We start from the raw sequence: 21,060 nt of genomic DNA, 5'->3' as shown, positions 1-21,060 counted from the left end.
AGTTAAGTGAAGTAATCCGGGCTAATTCCAATAGGATTAAATAAAAAAAAGCTATCAATAAAGATAGCTTTTTTTTTAGTAAAATATTTTAGGATTTCTTTAAATTCCTGTGAAATTTGCTGGTGTTATTTGCATTAATTCTTTCTTAATGGCATCTGAAACTTCTAAAGTCGCAATAAAATTATGAATTGCATTTTTATCAATTGCTTCATTAGTTCTTGTTAGTCCTTTTAAAGCTTCGTAAGGATTTGGATACGCTTCACGACGTAAAATAGTCTGTATCGCTTCTGCCACAACCGCCCAGTTTTTTTCTAAATCCTCAGCAAATTTAGCTTCATTCAAAAGTAATTTATTTAAGCCTTTCAATGAAGCTTCAAAAGCAATAATAGTATGTCCTATCGGAACTCCAATATTACGTAAAACGGTACTGTCAGTTAAATCACGCTGTAATCTCGAGATTGGTAGTTTAGCTGCTAAATGCTCAAAAATAGCATTTGCAATTCCTAAATTTCCTTCAGAGTTTTCAAAATCAATCGGGTTAACTTTATGTGGCATTGCCGATGATCCAATTTCTCCGGCTTTGATTTTTTGTTTAAAATAATCCATCGAAACGTACGTCCAGATGTCCCTGTCTAAATCGATGACAATATTATTGATTCTTTTTAAAGCATCAAAAAATGCTGCAAAATGATCATAATGCTCAATTTGAGTAGTCGGGAAAGAATGGTGTAAGCCAAGAATATTTTCTACAAAATTACCGCCAAATTTTTTCCAGTCAGTTTGTGGATACGCTACATGATGTGCATTGTAATTTCCGGTTGCACCACCAAATTTAGCAGCAAAAGGAATATTGAATAACAAACGCATTTGTTCTTCCAATCGCTCTACAAAAACAAGAATCTCTTTTCCCAAACGAGTAGGAGAGGCCGGCTGCCCGTGCGTACGAGCCAACATTGGAATAGCTGACCAGTCTGTGCTTAATTCTTTTAATTTTGAAATCAATGAAATTAAAGAAGGCATATAAACGTTTTCAAAAGCTTCTTTAGTAGAAAGCGGAATAGCAGTATTATTAATATCCTGAGATGTTAATCCGAAGTGAATGAACTCTTTATATTGAGATAAACCTAATTTTTCAAAAGCATCTTTAATGAAGTATTCAACCGCTTTTACATCGTGATTAGTTACTTTTTCAGTCTCTTTAATCCAAAGTGCATCTTCGGTAGAAAAGTTTTTATAGATATTACGTAAGCTGTCAAATAAATTTGAATTTACGTCTTTTAGCTGTGGTAACGGAATTTCGCATAAAGCAATAAAGTATTCTATTTCAACTAATACACGATATTTTATCAAAGCTTCTTCAGAGAAAAAAGGGGCTAAATTTTGGGTTTTACTTCTATATCTTCCGTCAATTGGCGATATAGCATTCAATTCGTTTAGAGTAGTCATTGTTGTATTGTTTTTTCGAAAGGTGCAAATATAAGGTATTGTTAAAACTTCTGAAAATTACTGAAGTGTTATTATACGCGAACTTTAAAATTAAATTTTTGTTTTGAAAATTTTGTCCCAGATAGTAAAGTAAAAACCATAATTGTGAGATTCGCTTTTATGTTGGTCTGCATGAAATTTAGTGGATCCGTTTTTACTGATTTTAGTATTTTCGTACTCGATAATTTTTCCAAGAACAATAGAAAGAACGATCAGAATTAAATTTTCAACCAAAAAGAAAATAAATAAACAGAGTAAATTATATGGAGACAATGTTTGTAACCAGCTTGGAATATCATATTTTTTCTATTTCAAATAGTTTTTCCCTTAAAATGGCAACACCTTCAGAAGCCGGTTTAGCGATAATTTCAACTTTGTTTTGAATATTCGGGATTTCAATTGGTTTTGGGTCAATATAAAAAACCGGAGTAATGCTGTAGGTGTAAGAAATCAATCCGGCCGCAGGATATACTTGTAATGAAGTGCCAATTACAGCAAAATAATCAGCCGTTTCTGTGATTTCAATTGCTTCTTCAAGAGCAGGAACATCTTCGCCAAACCAAACAATATATGGACGTAATTGATGTCCGTTCTCATCAAGATCACCTGTGTGTAAATCTTCAGACCAATCTAAAATATGATTTCTGTTGTGTGTACTTCTTACTTTTAATAATTCACCATGCAAGTGCAATACTTTTGTACTGCCGGCGCGTTCGTGTAAATCATCAACATTTTGTGTGATAATATGCACATCAAAATCCTGTTCTAATTCGGCTAGAATTTGATGACCAAAATTAGGTTTTACTCCCTTGAGCTGTTGGCGTCTTTTATTGTAAAAATCCAAAACCAGTTCCTGATTTTTACGCCAGCCTTCCGGAGTAGCAACTTCCATAACATCATGACCTTCCCATAAACCGTCGCTGTCACGAAATGTTTTGATACCGCTCTCTGCACTAATTCCGGCTCCGGTTAAAACCACTAATTTCTTTTTCATTTTATTTAATTAAAAGATAAAAATAATGATTTAGACAAACAATAAAAGGGTATTTATACTTATTGTTTCATTCCTGCAAAATATTTAGTTTTAAGGTGAAAAGAAACAAAGAAAATTCTAAATGATTTTAATACAATTTACAGGATTATCAGGTTCGGGAAAAACGACATTGGCAGAAAATGTTCGTGGCTTGCTAATAGAAAATGGTTATAAAGTCGAAATCGTAGATGGCGATGTTTACAGGAAAACGATCTCCAAAGATTTAGGATTTTCTAAAGATGACCGATGCGAAAATGTGAGGCGTCTTTTTAATCTAGGACGAGATTTTATCGAAACCAATACAATTGTTCTGATGTCGGTAATAAATCCATACGAAAATCTAAGAAAAGAATTGAGAAATCATGAATTTGTCAGAACTGTATTTTTGGATTGTTCTCTAAGTAATTTAATTGAAAGAGATTCAAAAGGATTATATAAAAAAGCTTTATTACCAGATTATGACATCAATAAGATTAATAATTTCACAGGGATAAGCGATGTTTTTGAAACTCCTTTAAATGCAGATTTAGTTTTAAAAACCGATTTTGAAACAGTTCCTGTCTCGGCCAATAAACTCTATAATTTTATTATTGAGAATTTATCCGGCTTAGCCTAATCTAATTTTAAAAGTATATGAATCCTTCTTCAAGCAAACTTCCAATTTATTTTTCTATAGAAAAACTACAAAAAGAACTCGCAATATGCGAAAATGATTTATGGACACCGCACTTTAATACCAATCGTTACGAAGGGAATTGGACGAGTGTTTCTTTAAGATCACAATCTGGCATGGTAAACGATATTACATCTTTTGCAAATACGGAACATAAAAATACAAGCCTTTTGGATCGCTGTTCGTATTTTAAAGAAATTATGGATTGGTTTGAATGTGAAAAAGAAGCTGTACGATTGCTTCGATTAGGGCCGGGAAGCGAAATAAAAGAGCATTTCGACAATGACACTTCATATGAAGATGGTTTTTTTAGAATTCATATTCCTATAATAACAAATGCTGAAGTGTTTTTTTATGTGGATAAAAAACTTGTTCCTATGAAAATGGGCGAGTGTTGGTACGCCAATTTTCAGCTTCCGCATAGCGTGGAAAATAAAAGTAGCGAACCTCGAATTCATCTGACACTTGATTGTATAAGAAACGACTGGTCAGATAAATTATTTGAAGAAATGGGTTTTGATATCCATTATTGTCAACAGGAAGCTCCCTATTCAGATGAAATGAAACAAAAGATTATTGCCGAACTTTCTCTAAATCCCTCAGAAGCCGGAGCAAAAATAATCGCTGATTTATTAGCAGAATAAAATAAAATAATGGAAAATTTAAATCATCCTCTTTCAAATTGGATTCCGTATAAGTTGATTGTAAAAGATGGCGAAATTTATTTTGAATGGATTTATTTAGCAGATTTAAAATATGCTGATCCATTCTTTGATGAAACAATTGCGAAATGCAAAAGTCATGTTTATAATTCAAAGTTATTTAGAGTCTTTACGACTGTAGAAAATCTTATAAATTGGTCCGAAGAATTAGTTTCAGTAGAATTAAAATCTTTAATCTTTCATGTATCCCGATGTGGCTCTACAATGTTGAGTCAGTCATTGGCTACTTCACAGGAGAATATAATGATATCTGAAGCGCCTGTTATTGATCAAATTTTAAGGAGTGAGCTTTTCAGTTTAGATAAAAAAGCTATCCTTTTAAAGTCTGTAATAGGATTATTGGGACAAAAAAGGTTTCCGCAACAAAAGAATTTAATTATAAAATTAGATGCATGGCATATATTTGATGCTAATTATTTTAGATTAATTTTTCCTAAAATACCTTTTGCACTGCTTTACAGAAATCCAGTTGAGGTTTTAAAATCGCATCAAAAAATGTTGGGTATGCATATGGTTCCTAATTTATTGCCATTTGATATTTTTGGAATTTCTGCTAAAGAAATTAATGAAGTCACTTTTCAGCAATACGGAGCTTTGGTTTTAGAAAAATATTTTCAGGGATTTTTGGAATTTTACAAAACGGATCAGAATGTAATCAAATTGAATTATAATGAAGGAATGAAAAATGTCATAGAAAATTTTATATCCTTTATTGATGTGGATTATGTGCCTGATGAACTTGATAAAATGTATGAACGTTTAAAAAAGCATTCTAAAAATGAGAGCGCCGTTTTTACAGGTGATTTGTACCATGAAGAAGATTTGCAAATTGATGTAGTGCAGGTAAATATGCTGCATGAAAAATTAAATAATAGTTTTATTAGCGCTTAGTGGTTGAAAACAGTGTTGGATTTTTCTTTCTATTTCATTTAAAATGTATTTTTGTTCTAAATAATATTAAAATGATTGATTTAGATTACCTCGCTTTCCTCGAAAATATATTAACAGATAACCGTAAAGAAAGATTTTTGAATGTTCTGGGAAACCGCACCAAACATTTTACAATTGCCGTTGAAGATGTTTTTCAAATGCATAATACAAGCGCTGTAATGAGAAGCTGCGAGGTTTTTGGAATTCAGGAACTGAATGTAATTGAACAGCGTTACGGAAAAAAGATTGATAAGGAAATTGCAATGGGTGCTCAAAAATGGGTTGATATCAATCAATTTGATTCGGTTAGCAATTGCATTTCGACTTTAAAAAATCAGGGTTATCAAATTATTGCTACAACGCCTCATGAAAATGATTGTCTGCTGGAAGATTTTGATATCACAAAACCAAGTGCTTTGTTTTTTGGAACAGAAAGAGATGGTTTGTCAGAAGAAATTCTGGAAAAAGCAGATGGTTTTCTTAAAATTCCGATGGTTGGTTTTACAGAGAGTTTAAATATTTCGGTTTCCGCAGCGATCATCATTCAGAACTTAACCAACAGATTACGAAATTCAGATATCAATTGGCAATTATCTGAAGAAGAAATTCTCGAAAAACGTTTGTCCTGGGCGAGAAATTCAATCAAAGATATTAAACGGATTGAAGCACGTTATTTTGAAGGAAATCCTAGATAAAAAGGTTACCACGAATTTTTACTAATTTTTTTCTCAATTTGTTAACTTGTAGAATGAATTAATTTATGAAATTCGTGCCAGAAAACTTTAAAAACTATCTTCCAAAAGAATCATAATTATCTTCCGCGTATTTTTCAAAACGTCTTAATAAAAGGATGTTTTCTTTTTCTACCGCTGTTAATTGATCGTCTACGTTTGTTGAAACCGGAATATACCACTCAACACTATCAAAAAACTGACGAACTGTTTTGGTTTTAAAAGAAAATCCATGTCTGGCAAAAATCGTATTCCTCAAAATTTCCAAATCAATTTTTTTTAGATTTTTGATGTCAGATTCTTTTAGTTTTTTTGTTGAAGAATTGATCGTTACGATACTTTCAGAAGCTATTCTGTAAAGATTTTCTACATACGTTTCAGGTTCTGTACCTTCTTCAATTTCTTCTTCGCTTTGTGTAATTTGTTCTTCTTTCGGATTTTCGTAATCAATATAATCAGAATCGTTCGGAAGCATTACGTTTGGATCATATTGGAATTCTTTTTTAGCCAATTCAAATTTTCTCTTTGTAACTTCTTTTTTAGCATTATTGGCAGTCCAGGTACCTGCTAAAAGTGTGTCATTTTTTATTTCAAAATCAAAAACACCATCATTTTTATCATCGCCCGGTTCTTTAAGTATAAAGTGAGCAGTACTTCCATTTATAATCATTTTTCCGGCAAGCGGTCTGTTATTTCCAGCTACAACACTTTGCCCGATAACTTCCGAATCTGTAATTTTTTTAATAATGATATTAATCTTGTTACTGTATCTTTCTTTTTCGGGTCTGGTTGTGTCGCGTTCCTGAACAATAAAGTCTCCTACCCATGAACCATACAGTTCTGTCATTATTTCTTTTTCTGCCACTTTAGCAGGAGTGATTTTTACCACTTTTCTCTCTTTTGAATTACAGGAAAAAACAAGAATGGATACTACTAAATAAAAGACTTTTTTCATTTTTTTGATTGATTATAAAGGTAGCATTCAATAATTAATAAGTTAGGAATCCAGCCCAGCCAGGCTATTATCTGATACAGATCCATGGGTGAAGGCTGAAACAAATATACAAGAATAACCTTCCAAAAACGCAAGGTTATGGCAGAAAATGTTAAGGTAAAACTTCGTAGCATATACGCTTTGTGTAGAGCGATATTTTTATTTTTGATGTGTAAAAAACCTTTTAGCGTACAATAAAACCATAAGATAGATAAAGTCACAAAAGATACTTTTGAAAAAAATCCTCCGTTCGCAAAAATCCCAATAAATAAACCGGATGGAGCACTTAGAAACACAATAATAATTACATATAATTTTCCGATATTTCTATGAATTGCAGGATATTTTTTTAAAATGAAATTGCTAAACTGCGTAAATCCTGCCAATAAAACAAAAATAGCCGAATATACATGGATATAAAATAGAGTCAGGTAAGATGGAATTTTGTGAACTTCAGTTTGTTTTATTTGAAGAAAGGCAACATCATTTTTAATGGGAATATATTGTAAAGTGATGTTAATCATTAAAATGAAAAAGAAACTAAAAATCAATGTCCACACAATTGGCAATAATAGAGATAGGTTCTTTTTCAACTTTAGATTTGATTATGATTTCCAAATATAAAAAAATCCCTAACTACTTTGGTAATTAGGGATGTATTATGTTTTTGGTATTTACTTTTTCAAAAACAATATAAAACCAAGAACACTAACAATCAAAATGGTCAATGCGGCCAAAACCATTGCCAGGTCCCGAATATTTTTTCCTGCCCAGTCCATGAACAAAAATTTATGCAAAATTGCAAAAGAATATCCTTCTGCCTTATCTGTATTTTTAACAACTGCTGCCAGTCTTGAAGTTGAAGTTTCTATGAAATATGTTGTTTTTTCGGGTGTGTCATAGGCTAATTTTACAACCGGCAATCTTTTGTTGACAAAGCCATATTCCCTGCTTTCAAAATCGGTTACAACTTTTGATTCTAATAATTTGGCATTTTCTAACGAAGCTTCTGGCTCTTCAGAACTTTCTACCATTTCACAACAAGCCGCTTTTGTAGCTCCGTCTGTAAAATAATAGGCCAGGAATTCAGCATATTCAAGGTCAATGTTGGGTACAGCCTTATTTGTTGCTGCGTTAATATAAACCACCTCAGATTTTTTATCGCCTTTTCTATTCCATTTCGAATTAGAATTAGATTTTGGTTTCCTGAATTTTCCTTGTTCCAATAATTGACAACGGAAATAGGTTGAGTCATTTAGAGTAATGAGGCTTATGTTTTGAAAACGACTCCAGTCTAAATTTAAATCATTATTGGAAACAGGAATTTTTTTGGTTTCAAAAGTGGGTTCGTAAACCATTTGCGATAATGTGTAAGGAGTCCATTTTGTAGTGGCATGATAACCACCGCTAAAAGCAAATGTCAAAGTAAAAAGAGAAACCCAGATTCCGATTTGGCGATGGTATTTTCTAAGTCCTTTTTTAGGTTGTAAATTATCTGTTTTTTTGAATTGTTTCCAAAGTAATCCATAAATCAAAATCCCACTCAAGGCAGAAAATCCAATAATTGATAATAAGAAAATCATGGTGATAATTCGGATACTGTTGTTTGAAATAGCATCAATAAATGACCAGTTATGAAAAGTATCAAAAAACCAGATAAACCGTTGTCTTGAAGTTGGATTGTAAGTCGCCAGTTTGCCTGATGAGGTTTCTACATACACTTCCATGGTATCAGGACGATCAAAACTCAGTTTGTAAACAGGTAAATAGCGGTTTACATATTTGTATTGCGAAGTGAATTCGGTTACAACTTCGCTCTTTTTTACGGCACTTTTTTGGTCATCCAAAAAATATCTGGATAGCCATTCTGCATATTTTTGATCTCCGCTGTCTAGTTTCTCCGCTGTTGCCGTATCAAAATACCATAACTCTCCAATGATAGTTTTAAGCTGATAATACGTTTTATTGTTGAAAGTAACGATTCTGAAATTTTTGAATTGTGTCAATTCGTTTTTTTGTAAAACTTCCTGAATCGAAAAATGCAATTGCTTTTTATCAACGATTTGTTGTTCCAGTTTTTCGTATGCAATTTCAGGTTTGAAAAAATGCGCCATAAATGGATGCATCAATCCTGATAATGTCCAGAATATTACCGGAATAATAGTAATCAGTCCAATAGCACGATGCCATTTGTACATGTGTTGCTTGATTTTTTTGATGATTTTAGAATCTTTCTTTTTAGATTTTTTGGCTGTTATTTCTTTACTCATTGTTCTGTTTTTTAGCCCCGATCGAAGCGATATCCTTTTGTGGCGGGGGTTCGCCACAAAAGATATAGCGTAGAGCGGGATTAGCTTCTAATAATTATTTTTTTAATGATAAATTATATTGTATTCCGAATACAAAAGTTCTTGGAGCTGCTGCTGTATAGGTAGGTTGCGCATTTGTTGTATTGGCTCTCGAAACATTATAAGCATATAATTTATCGGTTAGGTTCATGACATTTCCATAAACCTCGATACTTTTCCATTGGTAACCAATTCGGGCATTAAACAAATTATAACCGCCATATTTTACGGTATTAATCTGATCCTGATAGTAGCTGCCAACAAGCTGCCATTCGAAAGAAGTCCTTAAATTAGGAAGCCAGCTTGGGTAATAACTCACCTCTGAGTTTCCGGACCATTTTGGTGCAGCCGGCATTTCTTTTCCGTTTAAATTCTGAACCGGATCTGATGGTTTGTCTGAAAGTTTGAAGTCGATATAGGTATGCTGTGAATAAGTTCCACCAAGTCGAAAGCTGAATTGTTGTGACGGTTTATAAGAAGCTCCAAATTCAATTCCCTTATGACGGGTTTCTCCGGCCGAGCGATAATCTGTTGAATTATCAGCAAGTTTGATATTTAATAGTTCATTTTTGCCTTCCATAAAGTAAAAAGCATAATCAAAATTTAATTTATTTTCTAATAAAGAAAGCCATCCTCCAACTTCGTAATTATTGAAAGCGGCAGGTTCCAGATTATAATAAAAATCAGCTGGAACACCGGTTGATCCGCCAGTTCCGGGCTTTGTCCTGAAAATTGAAGTAATTCCGGGAGGAGCAAAACCTTGTGAGTAGTTGCCATAAAAACCTGCGGATGTTGTTGGGTTATAATTGGCACCAACTTTAAAAGTAGCTTTGTCATAAACTTTGCTTCCTGAAGAAAGGTCTAATGCATTGTTATAATCAGCCTTCATCTTATCATAACGACCGCCAAGGGTGATAATTAATTTTTCGATTGGAGTAATGCTTATCTGAGCATATCCGGCCGTATTGAAAATATCGGCTGTGTAATCTGCCAGTTTTGAGTCTGGATGTTCTGCAATAATTTCATAAGAATCTACGGTTTGTTTGCCTGGCTCACCCGGATTTAAATTGGCTTTTAAATCAATTACATACGACCAATAGGTTACAGGCGAATAATCATATAATGCTCCGGCGACCAATTTTGTATTTAAGAACTCGAATTTTTGTGTGTGTTGTCCGATGGCTCCGTAACTTTTAAAATTATTCGAATTAATTTCCCCTTTTGCAGTGGCAGGATTTACTGTTGGGCTCCATCTGATTCCGTATGAAGGATTTTGGCCCAATTTATTATCACGTAAATAGGCTGTAATATAACTGCTTGAATTGCCGTTCCAATCATGTTCTAAAGTTAATCTGGTTCGTAAAGCATCTGATTTTCTATACGTAAAATCGGTTGTGCTTTTATAAGTTCTATTATTAAAAGCGTCTTCATTTACACTTCCGCTCATGTCTGAATAATATTTTCCGTACATGGTATTGCTGATCAATCGGGTAGAAGATGAGATGGTGTAATCAATTCTCGCATTTAGATTGTCTTTGTTATAATCAGAATAGGTCATCCAGCCGTTTTCCTGTAAACTTGAAATCCCGGCAATATGAAAACCAACTTTTCCAATCGTTGCGCCGCCGGCAGCCTGAAGTCTTCTGTAACCATAATTATCAGCCTGAACGCCAAATTTGAATTCGGGATTAACAGGTGGTTTTAGCGAAATTAAATTGATAGTTCCCCCAACAGCTTCTGGTCCATAAAGCGAAGAAACAGGACCTTTTACCACTTCAATACTTTGTAAATTAAACTGATTGATTTCTAATAAAGCATTGTGATTGAAAATTCCCATTGGGCGAATTGGCAAACCATCTTCCAGATATAAATAATACGCATTGGTCGTCATGGGTTGGCGAATAGACATCATGTGCTGTTCATTTCCTAAATTGACCATTATAACCCCCGGCGTTTTGTTTATGATTTCGTAAACGGCTGTGGCATTGGTTTCGTTGATTGTTTTTGCCGTTAATTTGCTAATGGCAACAGGCGTTTCTTTACGCAAAGTTGCAGTACGATTGGCAGTTATAAAAACATTTTCGAGTTCCTGAGATTTTGTTGTGTCTTGTTTTACTTCATTTTGTGCAAGAACACATTGCCCTATGATTAATAGGGTAAAGTATATATTTTTCATTTTAAATTATATGAATTTTAAAAGTAACATGTTGTTTTCCTGACGTTAAGGCAAGAAAAATTTTTTCAGTTTTGAATTGAAAAGTGTGCTAAAATTTATATAAAATAGGATGGAGGGTGAAAAGTGCTATTTGAAACCGAAATAGGTTTCGCATCAAAAGAAGCAAAAATTTTTGTTGTAGATTCGATAGAAGTTACTAATTTGAAATTAGCTACAGGTGTATTTTGAATGTAAACAACTTCTACTTTTTCTTTCAGGTTGTTTTGCATTTTCTTTTCGTTATCGGCGTATTTCTTTAAACTTTTTTGAAGTTCGCATCGACCGTTACAAGAATTAAAAACCATTTTTCGTTGTACACAGATGGTTTTTGAAATTTCTTCCTGATTTAATTTGAATGAGGTATAAACAAAGAAACTGCCAAATGATGGCATTAAAAGCATACAGCAAAGAAATGTGATAATTAAACTTTTCAAAAGTTGTTTCGTTATTTACGATTGCAAAAGTACATTTTTATCGTTTTAGAAAGAATAAATTTTATGTTTTTTAAAATAAAAAAATCCCCAAATACCAAAGTACGGGGGATTTTGAAGTGTATTATTGTGAAATATTATTTAACAAGAACCCATTCGCCATTAGCAATTAAAGTTTCCGCTTTTTTAAATTTCATTGTTTCAGTTTTACCTGTTGCAACTTCCTGAACCGTTACAGTATCATTACGATTAATTTTTGGCATATCTCTCACAATGGTTTCAGTAACCTGACGTTGCTGAGTTTCTCCAGCTTCACGGTTGATATCTTCGCTGTTTGGAACTTCATCTTTGCTTAGTTTGAAGTTTTCTTTTTGACGAACTTCTCTTGCTTCGTGAATTTCAGGAACGTTTTGAGCTGGTAAGTCACCTTTGAATAAGAATGAAATAACTTCTTTGTTAACGTTGTCCAACATGCCTCTAAACAAATTGAAAGCTTCTAATTTGTAGATAAGCAAAGGATCTTTTTGTTCGTGAACGGCCAATTGAACAGATTGTTTCAATTCGTCCATTTTGCGCAAGTGTTTTTTCCAGGCTTCATCAACAATAGATAAAGTGATGTTTTTTTCAAAATCAGCAATTAACTGAGTACCGTGGCTGTCATAGGCCTGCTTCAGGTCAGTTACCACGTTCAAAGTTTTGATTCCATCCGTAAACGGAACTACGATACGCTCAAAATGATTATTAGGCTCTTCGTAAACACCTTTTATGATTGGGAAAGCTTCTCTTGCGCTTCTTTCTGTTTTTTCTGTATAGAAAGCTAAAGTTTCTTTATAGATTTTTCCTGTGATTTCAATATCAGTTAATTTTGCAAAATCAGCTTCTGAAATTGGAGAAGTGATAGAAAAATAACGAATCAGATCAAATTCGAAATTTTTAAAATTATTCGAAGGTTTGGTCTGGCTTACGATTAATTCGCAAGTATCATAAAGCATATTGGCAATATCCAGTTTCAAACGCTCACCAAATAGTGCATGACGACGACGTTTGTAAACTACTTCACGTTGCGAGTTCATTACATCATCATATTCTAATAAACGTTTACGAACACCAAAGTTGTTTTCTTCTACTTTTTTCTGAGCACGTTCAATAGATTTGGTCATCATAGAATGCTGGATAACCTCACCTTCTTTTAATCCCATTCTGTCCATTACTTTAGCCACTCTTTCAGAACCGAATAAACGCATTAGGTTGTCTTCAAGAGAAACATAGAATTGAGAACTTCCCGGATCTCCCTGACGTCCTGCACGACCACGTAACTGTCTGTCAACACGACGGGAATCATGACGTTCTGTACCCACGATCGCTAAACCTCCGGCAGCTTTTACCTCCGGAGATAATTTAATGTCGGTACCACGACCGGCCATGTTAGTAGCAATAGTTACCACTCCGGCTTTACCTGCTTCTTCAACAATTTGTGCTTCTTGTTTGTGCATTTTAGCATTCAAAACGTTATGTGTAACGCCTCTCATCTTCAGCATTCGGCTTAATAATTCTGAAATCTCTACAGATGTTGTTCCAATTAATACGGGTCTTCCTGCATTTGATAATTCCGTTACGTCTTCGATTACGGCATTGAATTTTTCACGGGTAGTTTTATAAATATAATCTTCTTTGTCTTGTCTTGACATCGGACGGTTGGTTGGAATTTCAACAACATCCAATTTATAAATCTGCCATAACTCTCCAGCTTCTGTAACCGCTGTACCTGTCATACCACCCAATTTGCTGTACATTCTAAAATAATTCTGTAATGTAACGGTTGCAAAAGTTTGTGTAGCAGCTTCAATTTTTACGTTTTCTTTGGCTTCAATCGCCTGATGTAAACCATCAGAATAACGACGGCCATCCATAATACGTCCTGTTTGCTCATCGACAATCATAATTTTGTTATCCATGATTACGTATTCTACATCTTTTTCAAAAAGAGCATACGCTTTTAAAAGCTGGGTTAAAGTATGAATACGCTCGCTTTTTACTCCAAAATCCTGAAATAATCTTTCTTTTGCTTCTGCTTCAGCATCTTTGTCCAGTTTTTGTTTTTCGATAGCAGCAATTTCAGTCCCAATGTCCGGAAGTACGAAAAAGTCGGAATCGGTATCTCCTGAAAGATATTGAATACCGTTATCAGTTAATTCAACCTGATTGTTTTTTTCTTCAATTACAAAATACAAAGCTTCATCCACTTTATGCATTTCGCGATTGTTATCCTGCATGTATTGATTTTCGGTTTTTTGAAGCAATTGTTTGATTCCTTCCTCACTCAAAAATTTAATTAATGCCTTGTTTTTAGGTAAACTTCTGTAAGCTCTTAACAATAGGAAACCACCTTCTTTGGTTTTTCCCTCTTTGATTAACCTTTTAGATTCTGCCAGAAAACCATTGGCTAACTGACGTTGTTGCGCGACTAAATTTTCGATTTTTGGTTTTAGCTCATTAAATTCATGACGGTCTCCCTGCGGAACCGGCCCTGAAATAATAAGTGGCGTTCTTGCGTCATCAATCAATACAGAATCGACCTCATCGACAATAGCGTAGTTGTGTTTTCTTTGTACAAGATCGCTGGGCGAATGTGCCATATTATCTCTTAAATAGTCAAAACCAAACTCGTTGTTCGTTCCGTAAGTGATGTCAGCATCGTATGCTTTTTTTCTTTGTTCTGTACTTGGCTGGTGGTTATCGATACAATCAACACTTAAACCGTGAAATTCGAACAAAGGCGCTTTCCATGTACTATCACGTTTTGCCAAATAATCATTCACCGTTACTAAGTGAACACCATTTCCGGTTAAGGCATTTAAATAAAGAGGAAGTGTAGCAACCAATGTTTTACCTTCACCAGTCTGCATTTCGGCAACTTTACCTTCGTGCAAAACCATTCCCCCAATTAACTGAACATCATAATGAATCATGTCCCAGGTAATTTCTTTACCAGCGGCATTCCATTTATTAGCCCATGTTGCCTTGTCACCTTCAATAGTTACGTATGTTTTTGCCGCGGAAAATTCGCGGTCTTTTGCGGTAGCAGTAACTTCAATAAAAGAATTATCTTTAAAACGACGCGCTGTTTCCTTCACCACAGAAAAGGCTTCCGGAAGAATTTCCATCAGCGTTTTTTCTGAAAGTTCGTAAGCTTCTTTTTCAAGAGCATCAATAGCATCATAAAGATCCTCTCTTTTATCGATGTCTTCAATGTTTTCTACTTCCGTTTTAAGTGCAGCAATTTTAGCATCTTTATCAGCTCTGGCTTCTTTTATTTTTTCTTTAAAATATACCGTCCTTGCTCTTAATTCGTCATGAGACAAACTCATTAAGCTGGTTTCGAATGTTTTAATTTTGTTTAAATAAGGTTGTAAAGCTTTGACATCTTTTTGGGATTTATCACCTACAAAGACTTTAATAATACTGTTTATGAAACTCATGATTTATTGTATTTCTATATTATGTAAATGTGTATCTGAACCAAAAAAAAAGTCTCTGTGATGAGACTTTTTCCTTTGGTTTATTTTTTAATATTCATCCTCATTCCAAAGATAATCTTCGTCTGTTGGATAATCAGGCCAAATTTCTTCCATTGATTCATATATCTCTCCTTCATCTTCAATTGACTGAAGGTTTTCTACTACTTCTAATGGAGCACCAGCTCTAATAGCGTAGTCAATAAGTTCGTCTTTGTTAGCAGGCCATGGTGCATCACTTAAATAGGATGCTAATTCTAATGTCCAATACATCTTTTGTCGATTTAGTTTGTGCAAAAATAAATTTTTTACTGAAAAAGACAAGTAAAATTTGATTTATTTTAATAAAATTTAAGAACGTCCCTATAATTGTAGATTATGGATTGTTGATTTTAGATTTTGAAATACACAAAATACATGAATATCTGCAATCAAAGATCGTCAATCTTAAATCATTTTATTTCCTCGGTATCCATTTCACTTCCTCCGCTTTTAAGTCTGAGGACAACTTCCGTGCCAAGACAAAAAGGTAGTCAGAAAGTCTGTTTAAATACATAATTGTAATTTCAGGTACATGCTCATTATGGCTTAAATGTACTGCCAAACGCTCGGCACGGCGACAAATACAACGCGCAATATGACAATGTGACACAGTTGAATGTCCACCAGGAAGAACAAAATGAGTCATTTGAGGAAGTATTTCTTCCATTTTGTCGATTTCCTTTTCTAATAATTCGATATCGGTATCAATGATTCCGAGATTTTTCAACCGGAGTTCACCATTTTTTAAAACTTCTTTTTCCTGTGGAGTTGCCAAAACAGCACCAACTGTAAATAGGCGATCCTGAATTTCGATTAAAATACTTTTGTAGTGGCTGTCAATTTCCTGATCGCGAATTAGTCCTATATAGGAGTTCAGCTCATCAACAGTTCCGTAACTTTCAATACGGATATGATCTTTAGGAACACGGGTACCTCCAAAAAGAGACGTTGTTCCTTTATCTCCGGTTTTAGTATATACTTTCATTTTTGACTATTCTAAGAAACTAAGTTTTATATTTAAATTAAACAGTTTAACTATTTAGTGGTATCACTTTCAATTAATCCATCGCGTAAACGAATCACACGATGTGCGTATGCCGCAATGTCTTCTTCGTGCGTAACTAAAATCACTGTATTTCCTGACGCATGAATGTCACCAAAAAGCTTCATGATTTCTACAGATGTTTTACTGTCTAAGTTCCCTGTTGGTTCATCGGCCAGTATAATAGAAGGTTTATTGACCAAAGCACGGGCAATTGCTACACGCTGACGCTGTCCTCCTGAAAGCTGATTGGGCTGATGATCCATTCTGTCAGCAAGATTTACTTGTTTTAGAACCTCTGCTGCACGTTCGTTTCGATCTGATTTTGAATATCCTGCGTAAATCATCGGTAAGGCAACGTTGTCTAAAGCGGTTGTTCTTGGCAAAAGATTAAAAGTCTGAAACACGAAACCTATTTCCTTATTTCGAATTCCGGCCAGTTCATCATCTTTCATTTGGCTGACATCTTTTCCGTTTAAAATATAATGTCCTGAAGTTGGTGTGTCAAGACAGCCTAAAAGATTCATTAAAGTAGATTTTCCAGATCCTGAAGGTCCCATGAGAGCTACATATTCACCTTTATTAATTTCTAAATCTATACCTTTTAAGACATATACAATTTCGTTGCCTAAAACAAAATCACGTTTGATGTTCGTTATTTTAATTAATGGATTTGCCATTTTGGTTTACAATTTTGGATTTAAAAGTACAAAACACTTTTTTAATAATTGATAAGTAGCATATAATTCATTTTTGTTACATCACTTAAAATCCACAATTGATTTAAATTAATGATATAAGACATTAATAAAATATATTCTATAAAAAAAAAGTTGTTATATAATTTTAAATTGTTTTTACATAATTGTCATATTATCTGTTTTTTATTAAATTATTTTCATTTTATGCGTTAAATTTTCGCTTAATATTTATAATTGTATGTTTTTTTAACTATATTTGCCTTATAACTTTTAATAATCAAAATTATGAAGAAAATACAAATTTTATCAGGAATTGCATTAATTGCATTAGGTTTTACATCATGTAAAGATGAAAAACAAGAACAAGCTCAAAAAACAATTGACTCTTATGTAGCTTACGTGGATTCAGTAAAAAACGTTAAAGCGGATGATTTGAAAGCCGACTGGAAAGATGTTGATGCTGAATATGAAAGAAGAGCTGAAAATGCTCAGATGGCTCTTGCAGACTTAAAAGATAATACTGCAGAGACTGAAAAAATCAACACAAGTAAAATGAAATACGAGGAGTTCAAAAATGAAATGAACGCCGTTTTTGCCCCAGTGAGTTCAAAACAACAATTGCGTAATGCCTTATTTGGTGAAGGAAAAATTGGAGATGATATGAGTTTTGCATGGGTAAATGCAAAAAATATTCTTAGTGTCTACCAACAATTTGTAGATACTGCACAGAATAATAAAGACAGTTATTCCAGAGAAGACTGGGATGAAATTAAATTGATGTATGAAGCACTTGACAGCCGTAAAAATACTGTTGAAAAAGAAGGTCTTTCATCTGAAGATAATAGAAAAATTGCAGGTTTAAAATTAAAATTTGCCCCTATGTATACTGTTAACAGGATGGGAGCTAAATCTGAAGAAACTGCTGCAGCTAAAAAATAGGTTAGTTAGGTTTAATTAGTTTTTTTAAAAATGACAATCAGAAATGGTTGTCATTTTTTTATGTCCGAATAATAAAATGTTCTTTTTCCTGCTCACGTCTGAAAAATACAAATCCCCATTGAAAAGTATCGATTGTAACGGTTACTTTTGGATGGTTTTTTATAAATTTCCAGGCTTCTTCCATATCTGGAGACCAATGAATATCATCAAAAATCCAAACAGAATTATTCGAGGCTTTAGGTAATAAAAGATTGAAATACTGTAGAGTGGCTTTTTTTGAATGATTGCCATCGAAATAAATTAGTTGAAAGTCTAAAATCGAAAGTTGAACGTCATTTAGGTAAGTTTCAAATTCTGTTTCTATAGATTGTACATTGTTACAATTAAATTTTTGTAATTGAATTTCAGCAATATTTGCTGTTTCATTACAGCCTTCTAATGTGATTACTTTTGTTTTTGGATTACCTAATGCTAAAGCGGAAGTAGCCAATCCTAATGAAGTTCCAATTTCAAGAATATTTTCTGGCTGAAAATAATTAGTTACGCGAAATAATAATTCAGCACGGTTGTTAGAAATTCCTGCAGTTTTTGCAATTTTTGCAATTTGTCTTTTGTTAGATTTAAATACTTTCGAACCTGCACCAAAATCAGTTACTTCGATAAAGTTTTTATTTTGAAATAATAATTTTCGATAATTTTTTAGAATTGCATATTCTGGTTTATACTTTTTATCATAGAAACATTTGGTTACTAAACTAAAAACAAATGGAGAATGTACTCCATGTTCATTTTTGGAGTTCCAAAGGAATTTTAGATATGATTTTATTTGGAATAGCATTTTAACATTCTGTTATCAGTTTAAGTTTTCAGTCTGTAATAACAACTGAAAACTTAACTGTAACTTTTTTTAATTTACAGAAATTAATTTCACATCAAAAACTAAAACGGATCCTCCTGGGATTCCTCTGTAATCAAAACTTCCGTATCCTAAGTGAGAAGGAATGAGAAGGATACCGCTACCACCGGTTTTAAAATAAGGAATCCCTTCTGTCCAGCCTTGAATTACCTGTTGAAGTCCAAAAGAAACTCCTTCAGCTTTGCTTTGATCAAATATATTTCCATTAGTGTAATAACCTTTGTAGGCAACAGTTACATTAGAATTAGCTGTTGGTTGTGTGCCTTCACCAGGCTCAATAATTACATAATACAAGCCAGAATCGGTTCTTTGTGCTGTTAAGTTGTTCTCAGCTATATAATCTGTAATTTCTTTTTCATTTTCAACAGTGTAATCTTTTGCTATTTGTGGTTCTGCGTTATCTGGGTTGCAGGAAATAAAAAGTGTTAAGGCGATTAATGAAGTTAAAATTTGTTTCATTGGATTTAAATTTAGAAGAAGCAAATATAATAAAATCTGTATGGGATTATGTTAAAGAATTATCTACAGGTATTAAATGTATTTTAGAATTGCTAATAGAGCTTTTAAATCTTAAAACACAGTACTATATTCTAAAGAAAAAACCATTACAAAATATAATTTCGTAATGGTTTTAATATGAATTTTATCTGCAAACTAACGATAAATATTTTCTCCTTTATTTGATTTCCATTCCTGCTCAAAATATTCTGCATCTTCATCATTACGAGTATGAACTCCCAAAACTACATGACCATCTTTAATACCTGACTCGTAAATTTTTGCTCTTTCTTCAGGTATACCAGATCCTACTAGAGCTCCAATCAAACCGCCTGTAATTCCTCCGGCACCTGCTCCGGCTAATCCTGCTGCCAATGGACCAGCAATAATTAATCCTAATCCAGGAATAACAAGGCTTGTTCCTAAAGCAGCTACAATGCCTACAATAGCACCAATAGTTCCTCCAATAGCAGAACCTGTACCGGCTCCTTCGGCAGCCTTTGTTCCAAGTTCAGAATGGTCGTCTTTATCTGAATAATGTTTTTTTCTGGTTTCGTCAGACATGATGAGGTTGATGTCATCTTTTGTATAACCTCTGTCATTTAGAGTATTGTATGCTCTTTCTGCACTGTCACGATCTGCAAACATTCCTGTTAAGATTTGACGTTTAGTTCCATCGGGATTATGTAAATTTTCCATTTTTGAGTTTTTTAAATTGGTGAATTCATTTTCACTATTACAAATCTCGCAAAACACATTAAATTATATTTATACAATTTTTCTAAATTATTATATATTTAATAATTGTTGGCTTTTTTATTTTTGATAACTAAAAAAATCCCCTATTCAGTTTAAACTGAATAGGGGATTGATAAAGTTTTTTAAATACTGCTATCCTTCAATCTTAGCCGAAAGTTCAAACCAGCGTTCTTCTTTCTGGTCTATTTTATTAATGATATTCTGTAGTTCGTTTGCTTTTTTCTCTATATCGGCATCAGCCACTTTTCCTTCAGAAAACAATTGTTCGATTTTAGTTTTGTCAATTTCAAGATCTTTAATTTCTCTTTCCAGTTTTTGATATTCTTTCTGCTCATTAAAAGTCAGATTTCCTGTCGGATTATTTTGCTTCCAGTCTTTTTTGTCTGCTTTGTTTTCTTCTTTCTGGGCAACATCGGCACTATCCTCGTAGGCCCTGAAATCAGAATAGTTTCCCGGGAAGCTTTCGATTTCACCATTTCCTCTGAAGACAAATAAATGATCCACAATTTTGTCCATAAAATAACGATCGTGAGAAACCACCAATAAACATCCGGGATAATCTAAAAGAAAACTTTCCAAAACGTTTAGTGTTACAATATCCAAATCGTTTGTTGGCTCATCCAGAATCAGGAAATTGGGATTCTGAATCAAAACAGTACATAAATACAAGCGTTTCAATTCTCCACCGCTCAATTTTTCTACAAAATCATATTGTTTTTTGGCGTCAAAAAGAAAACGCTCCAACAATTGAGAAGCTGAAATCATTCGGCCTTTTGCCAACGGAATAAATTCCCCGTATTCTTTAATAATATCAATAACACGCTGATTTGGTTTCGGGTTGATTCCGCTTTGTGTATAATAACCAACTTTAATCGTTTCTCCTTTTACAACCCGTCCGCTGTCTAATGGAAGTGTTCCGGTAAGCAGGTTTAAAAAAGTAGATTTTCCGGTTCCGTTTTTACCAATAATCCCAATGCGTTCTCCACGTTGGAAATCAAAACTAAAATTATCCAGAATAACGTGATCCTTGAATTTTTTAGAAATTTTGTGAAGCTCGATAATCTTGCTTCCCATACGTTCCATATT

General features: G+C 33.5%; 20 protein-coding genes. 5 read left to right on the top strand and 15 right to left on the bottom strand.

Going from position 1 to position 21,060, the window contains the following annotated elements:
* Window positions 1-99: 99 nt before the first annotated feature.
* Window positions 100-1,446 (bottom strand): adenylosuccinate lyase, encoded by a 1,347-nt coding sequence (gene purB / locus ABI657_RS13710; RefSeq protein WP_348097833.1) that lies wholly within the window; start codon window positions 1,444-1,446, stop codon window positions 100-102.
* A 334-nt stretch (window positions 1,447-1,780) separates the two neighbouring features.
* The gene (locus ABI657_RS13705) at window positions 1,781-2,479 is read right to left on the bottom strand and encodes an NAD-dependent deacylase (protein ID WP_348097832.1); all 699 of its coding nucleotides are present in this window, start codon (window positions 2,477-2,479) and stop codon (window positions 1,781-1,783) included.
* 121 nt (window positions 2,480-2,600) lie between these two features.
* On the opposite strand from ABI657_RS13705, the gene cysC reads away from it, so the two are divergent.
* The 4 genes from cysC to ABI657_RS13685 all read left to right on the top strand — a co-directional run bounded on the left by cysC (window position 2,601) and on the right by ABI657_RS13685 (window position 5,538).
* Window positions 2,601-3,134 (top strand): adenylyl-sulfate kinase, encoded by a 534-nt coding sequence (cysC, locus tag ABI657_RS13700; protein WP_348097831.1) that lies wholly within the window; start codon window positions 2,601-2,603, stop codon window positions 3,132-3,134.
* 17 nt (window positions 3,135-3,151) lie between these two features.
* Window positions 3,152-3,835 carry an aspartyl/asparaginyl beta-hydroxylase domain-containing protein gene (locus tag ABI657_RS13695; protein WP_348097830.1) on the top strand — a complete coding sequence of 228 codons (684 nt, stop codon included), beginning with the start codon at window positions 3,152-3,154 and terminating at the stop codon, window positions 3,833-3,835.
* 9 nt (window positions 3,836-3,844) lie between these two features.
* Window positions 3,845-4,804, top strand: coding sequence for a sulfotransferase family protein (locus ABI657_RS13690; protein WP_348097829.1), 960 nt, complete (start codon window positions 3,845-3,847; stop codon window positions 4,802-4,804).
* 71 nt (window positions 4,805-4,875) lie between these two features.
* Window positions 4,876-5,538, top strand: a complete 663-nt coding sequence (locus ABI657_RS13685) for an RNA methyltransferase (RefSeq protein ID WP_348097828.1) — start codon at window positions 4,876-4,878, stop codon at window positions 5,536-5,538.
* 94 nt (window positions 5,539-5,632) lie between these two features.
* Here ABI657_RS13685 and ABI657_RS13680 read toward each other — a convergent pair whose 3' ends face one another.
* The 9 genes from ABI657_RS13680 to ABI657_RS13640 form a co-directional block, all read right to left on the bottom strand.
* Entirely contained in the window at window positions 5,633-6,529 is an 897-nt protein-coding gene (locus tag ABI657_RS13680; RefSeq protein WP_348097827.1) for a YARHG domain-containing protein, read from the bottom strand.
* Complete coding sequence (locus ABI657_RS13675) at window positions 6,526-7,161, bottom strand: DUF2306 domain-containing protein (RefSeq protein WP_348097826.1); 636 nt, start codon at window positions 7,159-7,161, stop codon at window positions 6,526-6,528. Before ABI657_RS13675 ends, ABI657_RS13680 begins: the two co-directional genes overlap by 4 nt.
* Window positions 7,162-7,242: 81 nt before the next feature.
* Window positions 7,243-8,838 carry a PepSY-associated TM helix domain-containing protein gene (locus ABI657_RS13670; RefSeq protein ID WP_348097825.1) on the bottom strand — a complete coding sequence of 532 codons (1,596 nt, stop codon included), beginning with the start codon at window positions 8,836-8,838 and terminating at the stop codon, window positions 7,243-7,245.
* A 94-nt stretch (window positions 8,839-8,932) separates the two neighbouring features.
* Entirely contained in the window at window positions 8,933-11,092 is a 2,160-nt protein-coding gene (locus ABI657_RS13665) for a TonB-dependent receptor (RefSeq protein ID WP_348097824.1), read from the bottom strand.
* Between the two features lie 95 nt (window positions 11,093-11,187).
* Complete coding sequence (locus ABI657_RS13660) at window positions 11,188-11,565, bottom strand: hypothetical protein (protein WP_348097823.1); 378 nt, start codon at window positions 11,563-11,565, stop codon at window positions 11,188-11,190.
* Window positions 11,566-11,699: 134 nt separating this feature from the next.
* A complete protein-coding gene (gene secA, locus ABI657_RS13655; protein ID WP_348097822.1) occupies window positions 11,700-15,041 on the bottom strand; it encodes a preprotein translocase subunit SecA in 3,342 nt (1,113 codons plus the stop codon).
* Window positions 15,042-15,128: 87 nt separating this feature from the next.
* Window positions 15,129-15,350 carry a DUF2795 domain-containing protein gene (locus tag ABI657_RS13650; RefSeq protein ID WP_007138072.1) on the bottom strand — a complete coding sequence of 74 codons (222 nt, stop codon included), beginning with the start codon at window positions 15,348-15,350 and terminating at the stop codon, window positions 15,129-15,131.
* Window positions 15,351-15,534: 184 nt separating this feature from the next.
* Entirely contained in the window at window positions 15,535-16,104 is a 570-nt protein-coding gene (locus ABI657_RS13645) for a cob(I)yrinic acid a,c-diamide adenosyltransferase (protein ID WP_348097821.1), read from the bottom strand.
* Between the two features lie 50 nt (window positions 16,105-16,154).
* Entirely contained in the window at window positions 16,155-16,841 is a 687-nt protein-coding gene (locus ABI657_RS13640; RefSeq protein ID WP_348097820.1) for an ABC transporter ATP-binding protein, read from the bottom strand.
* A gap of 306 nt (window positions 16,842-17,147) precedes the next feature.
* Here ABI657_RS13640 and ABI657_RS13635 point away from each other — a divergent pair, with 306 nt between their 5' ends.
* A complete protein-coding gene (locus ABI657_RS13635; protein ID WP_348097819.1) occupies window positions 17,148-17,801 on the top strand; it encodes a hypothetical protein in 654 nt (217 codons plus the stop codon).
* Between the two features lie 58 nt (window positions 17,802-17,859).
* Here ABI657_RS13635 and ABI657_RS13630 read toward each other — a convergent pair whose 3' ends face one another.
* From ABI657_RS13630 to ABI657_RS13615, 4 genes are all read right to left on the bottom strand, one after another.
* Entirely contained in the window at window positions 17,860-18,639 is a 780-nt protein-coding gene (locus ABI657_RS13630; RefSeq protein WP_348097818.1) for a class I SAM-dependent methyltransferase, read from the bottom strand.
* A 69-nt stretch (window positions 18,640-18,708) separates the two neighbouring features.
* The gene (locus ABI657_RS13625) at window positions 18,709-19,176 is read right to left on the bottom strand and encodes an FKBP-type peptidyl-prolyl cis-trans isomerase (protein WP_348097817.1); all 468 of its coding nucleotides are present in this window, start codon (window positions 19,174-19,176) and stop codon (window positions 18,709-18,711) included.
* A gap of 195 nt (window positions 19,177-19,371) precedes the next feature.
* Entirely contained in the window at window positions 19,372-19,914 is a 543-nt protein-coding gene (locus ABI657_RS13620; RefSeq protein WP_348097816.1) for a DUF456 domain-containing protein, read from the bottom strand.
* A 192-nt stretch (window positions 19,915-20,106) separates the two neighbouring features.
* The coding region (locus tag ABI657_RS13615) for an ATP-binding cassette domain-containing protein (protein ID WP_348097815.1) at window positions 20,107-21,060 on the bottom strand (954 nt) is incomplete at its 5' end.

The sequence above is a fragment of the Flavobacterium sp. genome, from assembly GCF_039930565.1.
Taxonomy (GTDB): Bacteria; Bacteroidota; Bacteroidia; order Flavobacteriales; family Flavobacteriaceae; genus Flavobacterium.
Note: the sequence above shows the minus strand (reverse complement) of the source record. Positions and strands in the feature narration are given on the sequence as shown.